The organism is Bacillus capparidis (assembly GCF_017832095.1).
Taxonomy (GTDB): domain Bacteria; phylum Bacillota; class Bacilli; order Bacillales; family Bacillaceae; genus Bacillus; species Bacillus gobiensis.
The window spans coordinates 210,368-223,096 of the sequence record NZ_JAFDST010000001.1; the positions used below are offsets into that span (position 1 = coordinate 210,368).

The 12,729-nt window shown below is 43.0% G+C and carries 11 protein-coding genes and 1 pseudogene; all 12 read left to right on the plus strand.

What is annotated here, in order from left to right; all coding sequences use genetic code 11:
* Nucleotides 1–3: 3 nt before the first annotated feature.
* Nucleotides 4–1,308, plus strand: a complete 1,305-nt coding sequence (locus tag JOC74_RS01080; protein WP_053602557.1) for a branched-chain amino acid ABC transporter permease — start codon at nucleotides 4–6, stop codon at nucleotides 1,306–1,308.
* Entirely contained in the window at nucleotides 1,289–2,065 is a 777-nt protein-coding gene (locus tag JOC74_RS01085; RefSeq protein ID WP_211086018.1) for an ABC transporter ATP-binding protein, read from the plus strand. Before JOC74_RS01080 ends, JOC74_RS01085 begins: the two co-directional genes overlap by 20 nt.
* 11 nt (nucleotides 2,066–2,076) lie before the next feature.
* Nucleotides 2,077–2,784 carry an ABC transporter ATP-binding protein gene (locus JOC74_RS01090; protein WP_053602559.1) on the plus strand — a complete coding sequence of 236 codons (708 nt, stop codon included), beginning with the start codon at nucleotides 2,077–2,079 and terminating at the stop codon, nucleotides 2,782–2,784.
* A 408-nt stretch (nucleotides 2,785–3,192) separates the two neighbouring features.
* A complete protein-coding gene (gene dppA / locus JOC74_RS01095) occupies nucleotides 3,193–4,017 on the plus strand; it encodes a D-aminopeptidase DppA (protein WP_053602561.1) in 825 nt (274 codons plus the stop codon).
* 15 nt (nucleotides 4,018–4,032) lie between these two features.
* Nucleotides 4,033–4,959, plus strand: a complete 927-nt coding sequence (locus tag JOC74_RS01100; protein WP_053602562.1) for an ABC transporter permease — start codon at nucleotides 4,033–4,035, stop codon at nucleotides 4,957–4,959.
* 6 nt (nucleotides 4,960–4,965) lie between these two features.
* A complete protein-coding gene (locus JOC74_RS01105; protein ID WP_053602563.1) occupies nucleotides 4,966–5,919 on the plus strand; it encodes an ABC transporter permease in 954 nt (317 codons plus the stop codon).
* 4 nt (nucleotides 5,920–5,923) lie between these two features.
* Complete coding sequence (locus JOC74_RS01110; protein ID WP_053602564.1) at nucleotides 5,924–6,931, plus strand: ABC transporter ATP-binding protein; 1,008 nt, start codon at nucleotides 5,924–5,926, stop codon at nucleotides 6,929–6,931.
* A gap of 124 nt (nucleotides 6,932–7,055) precedes the next feature.
* Nucleotides 7,056–8,672 (plus strand): peptide ABC transporter substrate-binding protein, encoded by a 1,617-nt coding sequence (locus JOC74_RS01115; RefSeq protein WP_053602565.1) that lies wholly within the window; start codon nucleotides 7,056–7,058, stop codon nucleotides 8,670–8,672.
* 133 nt (nucleotides 8,673–8,805) lie between these two features.
* On the plus strand, nucleotides 8,806–9,726 hold the full coding sequence (locus JOC74_RS01120; protein ID WP_053605971.1) for a S66 peptidase family protein: 921 nt from the start codon (nucleotides 8,806–8,808) through the stop codon (nucleotides 9,724–9,726).
* Nucleotides 9,727–9,747: 21 nt separating this feature from the next.
* Nucleotides 9,748–10,784 (plus strand): annotated as a pseudogene (locus tag JOC74_RS01125) (dipeptide epimerase).
* On the plus strand, nucleotides 10,781–11,713 hold the full coding sequence (locus JOC74_RS01130; RefSeq protein ID WP_245212775.1) for a C40 family peptidase: 933 nt from the start codon (nucleotides 10,781–10,783) through the stop codon (nucleotides 11,711–11,713). Before JOC74_RS01125 ends, JOC74_RS01130 begins: the two are co-directional and overlap by 4 nt.
* The gene (locus JOC74_RS01135; protein WP_245212776.1) at nucleotides 11,706–12,725 is read left to right on the plus strand and encodes an ABC transporter ATP-binding protein; all 1,020 of its coding nucleotides are present in this window, start codon (nucleotides 11,706–11,708) and stop codon (nucleotides 12,723–12,725) included. Before JOC74_RS01130 ends, JOC74_RS01135 begins: the two co-directional genes overlap by 8 nt.
* Nucleotides 12,726–12,729: the final 4 nt, after the last annotated feature.

The following is a 12,729-nucleotide window of genomic DNA, read 5'->3' on the forward strand; positions in this document are numbered from 1 at the left end:
GAAATGACACACATAAAAAACCTTCTTAAAGAAAACAAAAAAGCGCAAGGCGGCCTTCTCATTCTTTACGTAGCTGTCACTGGCGCAAGTCTGTTTTTCGCCCAAAGGTCTGTGACATCATTTTTATTGATTCTCTTCTCGTTGCTGCTGCTTTATCTTACCTCCTTCAGCAATCGGATTAAATGGGCGGCAGCGCTGGTGATCCTTGTTCTCGTTCTGCCTTTTTCGGCAAGTCAGGGACCTGCCTATCAAGAATATATGAACGTAGCCGTGATGGTAGGAATCTTTGTCGCGATGGCATTAGGTCTGAATATTGTCGTAGGCCTTGCAGGGCTGCTAGATCTTGGATTCATTGCCTTTTTTGCAGTCGGAGCCTATACATACGGGATTTTTGCTACCGCACAAGCGGCAAACTTTATGCCGTTTGGAACTTATCCGCTCTCGGGGGAAAGCTTTTGGATATTTCTCATAATCGGAGTGTTTGTTGCTGCACTATTCGGAGTTTTGCTAGGTATACCTGTCTTGCGGGTAAAAGGCGACTACCTCGCGATTGTAACCTTAGGGTTTGGTGAAATCATTCGGATTGTGTTTAACAACCTTGATAAGCCGGTCGATATCACGAGAGGTGCAATGGGGCTGACTTCAATAGCTTCGCCGTCAATATTTGGCTACCAAATCAAGTTTCCGAGTGATTACTATTTTATCGTTCTAATTTTGCTTGTTTTTACGGTATTTTTTGTTCGAAGACTTGAAGCTTCGAAGCTTGGCCGCTCATGGAAAGCTGTTCGGGAAAACGAGATTGCTGCGCAAGCAATGGGGATTCCGCTTGTAAGAACAAAACTAAAGGCATTTGCAATCGGAGCTTCCTTCTCAGGCCTTATGGGAGTTGTTTTTGCAGCAAAGCAAGCGTTTATTGATCCAACCAGCTTTACACTTTTAGAGTCCATTACGGTACTCGTCATGGTGCTTTTAGGTGGAATGGGAAGTGTACCGGGAGTCATTCTGGGTGCAGCGGTTGTAACGATTCTGAACACACAAGTGCTGACTGAGATGACAAGCTGGTTTAATGAGATGAGCCAAAGCGGTTCGTTTCAACTGCCGGGAGCATTGTCTCCTTCGAAAATGCAGCGATTTATATTTGGAGGACTGCTCATCCTATTTGCGCTCTACCGACCGCAGGGATTAATTCCATATAAAAATGTCAAATACGACAAAAATAAATTCCTTTCTAAAGGAAAAGAAGTTCAAACTCAAAAGATCGAAAAAGAACTCCCGGGAGGAAGCAAGCATGGGAATATTGGAGGTTAACAAGCTTACGAAACAATTTGGCGGCTTAGTTGCAAACAAAGACGTTTCAATGGATATAAAAAAAGATTCGATTACAGCTGTTATCGGTCCAAACGGAGCCGGAAAAACTACTTTTTTCAATATGATTACAGGTGTTTACCAGCCGACTTCAGGAACCATTCATTTAAATGGAGAATCGATTACAAGGCTTAAGCCTCATGAGGTATCTAAAAAAGGAATATCCCGTACCTTCCAAAACATCCGTTTATTTAGCGAAATTACCGTGTTGGAGAATGTTCTTTCCGGTATGCACAATCATCTGAAAGCTGGGATATTCGGGATTTTGTTCAATCTTCCTCACGTTCGCAAGGAAGAAAATGAAGCGGAAAAAAATGCGTATGAACTCCTTCAATACGTAGGATTGGAGGAATATTACAATGAAAAAGCAGGGAGTCTCTCGTATGGGGCTCAGCGAAGGCTCGAAATAGCCCGTGCACTGGCCACTAAACCAAAGGTATTACTGCTTGATGAACCTGCAGCAGGGATGAATCCGCGGGAAACACGAGAATTAACAGAATTAATTAACCGAATAAAAGAAGAGCTTGAAATAACGATCATATTAATCGAGCATGACATGAAGCTCGTTATGCAGATTTCTGATCACATCATTGTTTTGGATCATGGCGAAAAAATAGCAGAAGGCAATGCGGAAGACATCCGTACTAACCCGAAGGTAATTGAAGCTTACCTTGGCAAGGGAGCAGCGGAATTGGCATAGGAGGTAGAACAATGGCACTTCTTGAAATAAAAAACATGTCTGCTTATTATGGGGTGATCCAGGCCTTAAATGGAATGAATGTTGAAGTGGATAAAGGTGAGATTGTTACCTTAATCGGAAGCAACGGTGCTGGAAAATCGACGGCTTTAAAAACAATCAGCGGGCTGGTAAAAGCGAAAGAAGGAAGCATTCTGTATAATGGTAAGGACATTACCTCGATGCCTGCTCATGATACAACCCTCCTAGGTATCGCCCATGTTCCGGAGGGGAGAAGGATTTTTCCTAGAATGACGGTAAAAGAGAATTTAAGAATCGGTGCATTTTCAGTGAAGAGCCAAAAATTGATCGAGGAGAGAATGGAAAAAGTATTTCACTATTTTCCTAAATTAAAGGAAAGACTCGATCAAAGAGGGGGAACGATGAGCGGCGGAGAGCAGCAGATGCTGGCAATAGGAAGGGCTCTTATGATGGATCCTGCTTTATTAATGCTGGACGAACCTTCCATGGGCCTTGCACCGATCATTGTGGAACAAATTTTTGAAATCATTAAAGAGTTAAATAATGCAGGCGTTACAATTCTGCTGGTTGAACAAAACGCCTTTCAAGCACTGCAAATTGCGAATCGGGGATACGTATTGCAAACAGGGCAAATTATTTTAGAAGGGGTTGGCAGTGACCTGATCCATGATAAGCAAATTCATGAAGCTTATCTTGCATAAGAGCTGCCAATTCCAATAGGAATCCCTTCTGTCTGAGGGGATTCTTTACATTTGCAGTCAGCTGGGAAAGTAGTAATGGATAATTTAATAGCTTTTTGGTGGATCGTGATAGATTTACCCTCGGGCAGATCAAGTGAAATAGCAGATCAACAAAAATGTGTTCAATATCATTTTTTTAAAATATCAATCTCCGACAATAAAGATTTAGAAATGAATAAGGAAAGGTGGATCTTTTTATGAAAAGTAATCATTTTTCTTAAAATTTGTCAGAAAATCTAACATGATTTGCGGAAAAATCTTCTAATAGCCTTGCAATCCAAGAGATTTTCCAATATAATTTGTAAGAATATTAATATAATCGCAACATTGTATATTTTCAGAAAAGTTTTGTGTTAGGGGGGTATAGAGTTGAAGCTATTTTTATCAGTTGACATGGAAGGGATTACAGGATTAGGGGATGACACGTTTGTTGACAGCCGCAAATTGAATTATGAGCGCGGCAGACGATTGATGACAGATGAGGCAAATCATGTGATCGCGGAGGCGTTTGACCAAGGCTGCAAGGATGTAATCGTAAATGACAGCCATTCAAAGATGAATAATCTGATGATTGAGCGGCTTCACCCGGATGCAAAACTGATAACGGGTGATGTTAAGCCTTTTTCAATGGTTCAGTGCTTGGACGATACATATACGGGCGCCATGTTTATCGGCTACCATGCCCGCGCCTCAATGAAAGGTGTAATGTCTCACAGTATGATATTCGGTGTCCGGCATTTTTACATTAATGATATTGAAGTGGGTGAGCTTGGATTTAATGCCTATGTGGCGGGGTATTACGAGGTACCGGTTTTAATGGTTGCCGGAGATGACAAAGCGGCTCTAGAGGCGGAGCAATTAATTCCAAACGTAACAACTGCAGTTGTAAAAGAAACGATTTCCCGATCTTCTGTCTTAAGTCTTACACCTGAGCAGTCAGGCAAGCTATTAAAGGAAAAAACGGCAGAAGCGATAAAGAACAGAAATAGTGTACAGCCTTTAATTCCCCTTGATCATCCTCTATTAACGATTGAATTTGCGAATTACGGACAAGCCGAATGGGCAGCGTTGATGCCGGGAACGGAAATCATCAGCGGTACGACAAAAGTTAAATTTCAGGCTGAGAATATCCTCGAAGCCTATAAAGCGATGCTAGTCATGACAGAGCTGGCGATGCACACGGCTTTTTGTTAAAGGACGGGATAACAATTGGCAAAATACATAGGACAACGTCTGGTCGCAATGCTTCTTACGATTTGGGTAATAACAACGTTAACGTTTATTTTAATGAAGGCTATTCCTGGCTCTCCATTTAATGAAGAGCGAAACACCAATGAGAACGTTCAAAGAAATCTTGAAGCGTACTACAAGCTCGACCAGCCTTTAATCGTGCAATATCTTGATTATATGAAATCACTTATAACATTTGATTTTGGACCGTCTATTAAACAGCCTTCCCAAACCGTTAATGATTTGATTGGCAGAGGGTTTCCGATCTCGTTCGAGCTTGGAATGCTTGCATTGTTAGTGGCTGTCGTTTCCGGGATATTACTAGGGGTAATAGCCGCGTTAAAACACAATGGGTTCATCGATTATTTGGCGATGACCTTCGCTGTTTTGGGAATATCTATTCCAAACTTTGTTCTTGCTTCATTGCTGATTCAACAGCTCGCAGTAACATATAAGCTATTTCCAACGGCGACTTGGACAAGCCCTATGCATATGGTGCTTCCGACGCTGGCACTTGCTACTGGACCTATGGCAATCATTGCAAGGCTGACCCGTTCGAGTATGATCGAGGTTTTAACCCAGGATTACATTCGAACGGCAAAAGCGAAAGGATTATCGCCCGCAAAAATTGTCTTTAAGCACGCACTAAAGAATGCATTGATGCCAGTCATTACGATTTTAGGAACTCTTGTCGCCGGAATATTAACAGGAAGCTTTGTTATCGAGAAAATTTTTGCGATACCGGGGATGGGGAGATATTTCGTAGAGAGCATTAATTCAAGAGACTATCCGGTCATTATGGGCACGACGGTGTTTTACAGCATTTTTTTGATCGTAATGCTTTTTTTAGTTGATATTGCTTACGGTATTCTTGATCCGCGGATCAAGCTTCATAAGAAAGGATGAGTGACGATGTCGATGCCTGTTCAGCACAATGACCAAGTCTCAACAGACATCCCTGATGAATGGTTCAACCCTGTTAGAAAAGACAGTGCAGAAGCAGAGTCTGTTAGAAGGCCTAGTTTATCCTACTGGGGTGACGCATGGAGAAGATTGAGAAAGAATAAGCTCTCGATGGCGGGACTTGGAGTCTTAGCCGGATTAGTCATTATGGCCATAATCGGACCGCACGTCTCGCCGCACGATCCAAATTTCCAAGTCTTAACCCAGCAAAACAAACCTCCTTCGGCTGAGCATTGGTTTGGAACTGACGGGCTGGGGCGCGATGTATTTACAAGAACGTGGTATGGGGCACGTGTTTCTCTTTTTGTCGGGATCATGGCGGCGATCATTGATTTTGTCATTGGTGTGATTTATGGCGGCATTTCCGGCTATAAAGGTGGACGAACGGATCATATCATGATGAGAATCATTGAAATATTGTACGGGCTGCCATATTTATTGGTGGTCATTTTATTAATGGTTTTAATGGGACCAGGGCTTGGCACGATCATTGTTGCGCTTACAGTCACCGGCTGGGTAGGCATGGCTAGGATTGTCAGAGGCCAGGTTCTGCAATTGAAAAATTATGAATATGTCCTCGCGTCAAAAACATTTGGAGCGAAGACCTTCCGAATCATTCGAAAAAACCTTTTGCCTAACACGATGGGTCCAATCATTGTACAGATGACGCTTACAGTACCAAGTGCCATTTTCGCTGAAGCTTTTTTAAGCTTTATGGGACTTGGAATCCAAGCCCCCTTTGCAAGCTGGGGTGTTATGGCGAATGATGGTTTGCCTACGATCCTTTCGGGACATTGGTGGAGGCTGTTCTTTCCGGCATTTTTTATTTCACTTACAATGTTTTCCTTTAACGTGTTGGGAGACGGGCTTCAGGATGCGCTGGATCCTAAATTAAGGAGGTAATGATATGGAGCGTGTACTCGAAGTTAAAGACCTTCACGTTACTTTTACAACTTATGGAGGCACGATTCAAGCGGTCCGCGGAGTCAGCTTTTCTCTGAATAAAGGGGAAACATTTGCGATTGTTGGCGAATCTGGCTGCGGAAAGAGTGTCACCTCGCAAAGCATTATGGGGCTTTTGCCGTCATATTCAGCAAAAATTACGAAAGGCTCTATACTATTTAAAGGAACGGATCTGACTCAAGTGTCTGAAAAAGAGATAAGAACGATTCGGGGTGCGGAAATCTCGATGATTTTTCAGGATCCGATGACAGCCTTGAACCCGACATTAACTGTAGGAGATCAATTGATGGAAGCTGTTCTTCAGCACAAAAAGATAACTAGAAAAGAAGCAAAAAAAGCGGTATTGTCTATGCTGGATTTGGTAGGTATCCCGAATCCTGACGAACGGTTTAAACAGTATCCGCACGAATTCAGCGGGGGAATGAGACAAAGAATTGTCATTGCCATGGCGTTAATGTGCGAGCCGGAGGTTATCATTGCTGACGAACCAACTACGGCATTAGATGTAACGATCCAAGCGCAAATTCTTGAGCTTTTTAAAAAAATTCAAAAGGAAACCGGCGTAGCGATCATTTTAATAACGCATGATCTGGGTATCGTCGCTCAAGTTGCAGATCGTATTGCCGTAATGTACGCAGGGAAAATGGTCGAAACCGGAACGAGGAGAGAGATTTTTTATCATCCTCAGCATCCTTATACGAAAGGTCTTTTACACTCTGTGCCTCGGCTCGATCTAAAAGGTGCGGAATTAATTCCGGTGCCTGGTACACCGCCGGATTTATTTTCACCTCCTTCTGGCTGTCCGTTTACCGCCAGATGCCCTTATGCCATGGAGGTATGTGAGAAGGTTTATCCGGTAGAAACCTATTTGTCAGATCATCACCATGTTTATTGCTGGCTTCAGGACAAACGGGCAAAGGCAGTCCAGTTATCCAGTATTAACGGGCAGTAAGACCCCCACCTCAAGGTTTTGAGTGTAAACGAGTATTCCTAGGTGGGGGATAACTGCCCGTAAAAACCACACTTTATTAGCAGGCGAAAGCCTTTAAATAGATAATGAAAAAGGGGGAATTTCTTTGAAAAGATTAAGTGTTTTTCTAAGTGTATTGCTGTTTGCTTTTGCCTTATTAGGATGTACAGCAAATGAGCAGGCAGGTGAAAATAGCGGAGGAAACTCGGAGGAGAAGCAGGTTCTGAGGCTCAACAATACAAAGGAACCTACATCCTATGACCCGCCAAAAGGGTTTGATAATCTCTCCTGGCAATCTCTGAATAATATTATGGAAGGATTGACCCGCCTGGGGAAAAACCATGAGCCTGAAGCAGCTGCCGCAGAAAAATGGGAAGTCTCTGATGACGGAAAAACGTATACGTTTAAAATTCGTGAGAATGCCAAATGGTCGAACGGAGACGATGTCACTGCAGAGGATTTTGAATACGCCTGGAAAAGGCTTTTAGACCCTGAAAAAGCATATGATTCAGCATTTTTAGGCTATTTTATTGAAGGCGGGGAAGCTTATAACAGCGATAAAGGCTCTGCAGAGGATGTTCAGGTTTCAGCCGAGGATGCAAAGACCCTTAAAGTGACATTGACGAGCCCGCAGAAGTATTTCTTGAGTGTCATCTCTAATCCGGCTTTTTTTCCGGTAAATAAAAAAGTTGATGAAGAAAATCCAGAATGGTTTGCAGAAGATGATTCGTTTGTCGGAAACGGACCTTTCAAGCTGACAGAATGGAAGCATAACGAAAGCATAAAAATGGCGAAAAGCGACACGTACTGGGACAAAGACACGGTGAAGCTTGATGAGGTTACGTGGGCAATGGTAGATGATGAAAATACCGACTATCAAATGTTCCAAAACGGCGAGCTCGATACGGCAAGTGTACCCGCAGAAATGGCTGAGCAATTGCTTAAGCAGGATAACGTGAAAGTAGATGATCAGGCTGGGTTGTATTACTACAGGTTTAATGTGAAGATGGAGCCTTTCCAAAACGAAAAAATCAGAAAAGCATTTGCTATGGCTGTTGATCAGCAGGAGATTGTAGACTATGTTACGAAAAACGGTGAAAAACCTGCAAGAGGCTATGTATCTCCTGGATTTTCCGATCCAAGCGGAAACGATTTTAGAGAAACAAGCGGAGATCTCATTACCTATAATCCGGATGAAGCAAAAAAATTGCTCGAGGAAGGCATGACAGAAGAAAAATACTCTGAACTACCTGAGATTACGTTGACCTATAGTTCAACTCCTCAGCATAAACTAATGGCAGAAGCGATTCAGCAAAAATTTAAAGATGTTCTTGGAGTAGAAGTAAAGCTTGCTAATATGGAATGGGGAGTCTTCTCAGCTGAACAAAAGAAATTAAAATTCCAGCTTTCGCAAAGCTCGTTCTTAGCGGATTATGCCGATCCGATTAATTTTGTCGAGAACTTCCAGACCGGACATTCGATGAACCGGACCGGCTGGAGCAATGAAAAATACGATCAGCTCATTAAGGACGCCAAAAATGAAGCGGATGAGACTAAACGATTTCAGCTCATGTATGAGGCAGAAAAACTAGTATTTGACGAGATGCCGATCATTCCAATTCACTTCTACAATCAAGTGAACTTAGAAGCGGAAGGTGTCAAAGGGATCGTCCGACATCCTGTCGGTTACCTTGAATTAAAGTGGGCGGAAAAATCATCCTAATCAGATTACAGTTACTCTATTGTATCTCGGGCAGTTGAACACTCATCTGCCCGTATATACAAAATCATCGCCCTTTTTGCCGATCTCTTTGTGTATACTAAGGGTATTTTTTAAGGGGAGATCAAATTTGAAAATGATAAAACCGGAAAAGCTGAATAAAGGGGATACTGTCGGAATTATTGCACCGGCAAGCCCTCCAAATGAAAGCAAGCTTAACAAAGCGTTATCGTTTTTAGAAGAATTAGAGGTAAACGTTAAGTTGGGTACTTCCATTCGCCAACGTTTTGGCTATTTAGCCGGAGATGATGAGAGCCGTTTGAAAGACTTACACACTATGTTTCGGGATCCATCGATCAAAGCGATTATATGTGCCTGTGGCGGCTACGGAACGGGGAGAATCGCCGGAAAGATCGATTATTCCTTACTGAAGAAACATCCGAAAATATTTTGGGGATATAGCGATATTACCTTTTTGCACACAGCGATTCACCAGCAGACGGGGCTTGTCACCTTTCATGGTCCGATGCTCAGCTCTGACATTGGAAAAGAAGACGTTCATGACTTAACGAAAGAGTCGTTCAAGCAGCTTTTTCAATTGGATCAACTGAAGTATGACGAGACGATTTCTCCATTAACCGTCTTGGCAGCGGGATCTGCTGAAGGTCGGCTCATTGGGGGGAATTTGGCTCTTTTAACGAGCACATTAGGAACAAAGTACGAGGTCGATACGAAGAACAAGCTGCTTTTTTTCGAGGATATTGATGAAGAACCATACCGGGTAGACCGGATGCTGAACCAATTACATATGGCAGGAAAATTAGAAGAGGCTGCGGGAATTCTTGTGTGTGATTTCAACGGCTGTGAGCCAAAGAATCGAGAAGAATCTCTTACTCTTGAAGAAGTGATCAATGATTATGTAATCCGTGTAAATAGACCTGCGATCATGGGGTTTAAGATCGGCCACTCAAAGCCAAACTTCGCGATTCCGGTGGGAGCAAAAGCAAAAATGGAGACACGGAATAAAGAAGTGGTCATTGAATCCGGCGTGAAATAACAACGGGTGGAGGATCGTTGAATGAAAATTACTGACGTCGAAACATTTCGTATCGCTGTTCCTTTAAAGAAACCATTTAAAACGGCACTCCGAACAGTCAGCATTGCTGAATCAGTAGTCGTAAAAATGACCATTGAAAATCAGATCATCTGCTGGGGAGAAGCTCCTCCTACCGTAGTTATTACAGGCGAAAGTGCAGAAAGTATAGATGCGGCGATTCACAATGTGTTAAAGCCGTTTCTTATCGGAAAAAACCTTTTAAACTTTGAAGCTATCCTCCAAGATATGAATCTATTGCTCATTCATAATTCAAGTGCAAAAGCTGCTGTTGACATGGCGGTATACGACGGAATTTCACAATATTGCGGCATGCCTCTGTATCAATTTTTGGGTGGATACAGAAACCAGCTGGAAACCGACTATACAGTCAGTGTAAACAGCCCGAAAGAGATGGCAGAGGATGCAGAGCGATATATTGCGGAAGGCTTTCAAGTCCTTAAAATAAAAGTTGGCAAAGACAGCATTTATAAGGATATCGAAAGAATAAAGGAAATCAGAAGGCGTATAGGGAAGGACATAAAAATCAGACTGGATGCGAATCAAGGCTGGAGCGTTAAGGAGGCCATTTTTGCCATTCGTAAAATGGAAGACATTGGATTTGGAATCGAGCTTATTGAGCAGCCTGTCCATAAAGATGACATAGAAGGGCTAAAGGCAGTGACTGATGCCGTTGAAACACTGATTATGGCTGATGAAAGTGTTTTTACAGAGAAGCAGGCGGAATCCACAGGGCAACGAAAATCAATGCACTTGCAGAGGCTTGCGGAGTAGAGTGCATGGTTGGAAGCATGATTGAAACGAAGATTGGCATTAGCGCTGCTGCTCATTTTGCGGCCAGCAAAAAAAATATTACAAGATATGATTTTGATGCCCCTCTCATGCTTAAAGAAGAGTGGGTTGTTGGCGGTATTGAATATACGGGAAGAATGATATCCTTTTTTGACCGGCCCGGACTCGGAATCAGTCAAGTTCATACAAGAAAGGAGCAAACGCAATGAAACAAAATACTACTATGTTTGTCAGCACTTCGATTGCAAATGTATGGACAGATCCTGAATCTCCGAGAGAAATCGATCATCTAGTGACTTCTAATCCGGTTGATATAAGAGAATGGCTGGATATGCTTAATTATGATCAGAGACTTGAGCTTTGCACAAAAAATTTGCTCCAGTCCCAAGCTTTGTTCGGACAGGAAGTAATCGTGACGGAAGAACGAGAGAAATGGTCTAAGGTTGTTGTTCCTGCACAGAAGTCCTCGAAGAATGCATGGGGATATCCGGGGTGGATTCCCAGCTGCCAGCTTTCGAATGAAGGCAAGGTCCGATCTGATCATACGGCAGTCATTAGTAAGCCGACGGCAAATCTATATCACAATCCGGATTCAATTGATTTTGAGATTAGTTTTTTAACAGAGCTGCCCATAACAAAAAATGGCGGGGAATGGCTTCATGTACATACTCCAAGAGGAGAAAGATTGATAAAAACAGAAGGTTCAGCAATCATCGATCATAAAGAGCCTGTTTCGCCAGGATCAGGAACAGACATCGTTACAAGCGGTGAGGCATTTCTCGGTTTGCCTTACCTTTGGGGCGGTATGAGCGGATTCGGGTTCGACTGTTCAGGCTTTGTTTACAGTATGTGCAAAGTAAACGGCTATCGATTGTCAAGAGATGCAAGCGATCAGGTTCTGGATGGCAAAGAAGTTCCGTTACACGAACTGTTGCCGGGGGATCTTTTGTTTTTTGCCTATGAGAAGGGGAGAGGCCGTATTCATCATGTCGGTATCTATTATGGCGATGGCAAAATGCTTCATTCTCCTAAAACAGGTCGGACTGTGGAAATCATTACTTTAAGCGGCACGATATATGAACAAGAGCTTTGTGCAGCTCGCCGCTGTACGTATGATGCGGAGGGATTCGATGAGTAACGATCAAGTATTAGTGAAGGTAGAGGGGCTTAAAAAGCATTTTGATTTGTCCAAAGGACTTACACTAAAAGCTGTTGACGGCATTTCTTTTCAAATCTATAAAGGGGAAACCTTTGGGCTTGTCGGCGAATCAGGGTGCGGAAAATCAACAACAGGAAGGATGCTAATGCGACTTTATGAACCGACAGAAGGTACCATTACATACGATGGCCAGAATCTTCACAGCGTTCATGAAGGGGACCAGTTTTTATTCAAACGTAAAATACAAATGATTTTTCAAGATCCTTACGCTTCGTTAAATCCTAGATTAACCGTCCGAGAAATACTGACAGAGCCAATGGAGATCCACGGATTGCACCAAGGGAAGAAAAACCGGATGAAAAAAGTGGACGAGCTGTTGGAATCCGTCGGGTTAAACCGTGATTTTGCGAACCGATATCCCCATGAATTCAGTGGAGGGCAGAGGCAGAGAATCGGAATTGCCCGGTCACTTGTTTTGGAGCCGGAATTTATCGTTGCAGATGAACCAATTTCGGCGCTTGACGTCTCCGTACAAGCGCAAGTCGTCAACCTTTTGAAAAACCTTCAGAAAAAAAACGGATTAACATATTTATTTATTGCCCATGATTTGTCAATGGTAAAGCACATAAGCGATCGAATCGGGGTTATGTATCTTGGGCATATGGCTGAAATTTCGGCTAGTGAAGAACTGTATCAAAATCCGCTCCATCCATACACACAAGCGCTCTTGTCTGCGATTCCGATACCTGATCCAGATATTGAAGACAAACGGGAGAGGATCATCTTAAAAGGAGAGCTTCCGAGCCCGATTCATCCTCCTTCAGGCTGCGTCTTCCGAACACGTTGTCCCGCCGCCATGGATGTATGTGCAATGAAGAAACCGGAGATGCAGGAAGTTGCTTCCGATCATTATGTGGCCTGTCATTTGTACAGCAAAGAATCGAGTGGAGACCGTAACGAAGCGATGAAGGTGACGATTGGCAGCAGATGATTGA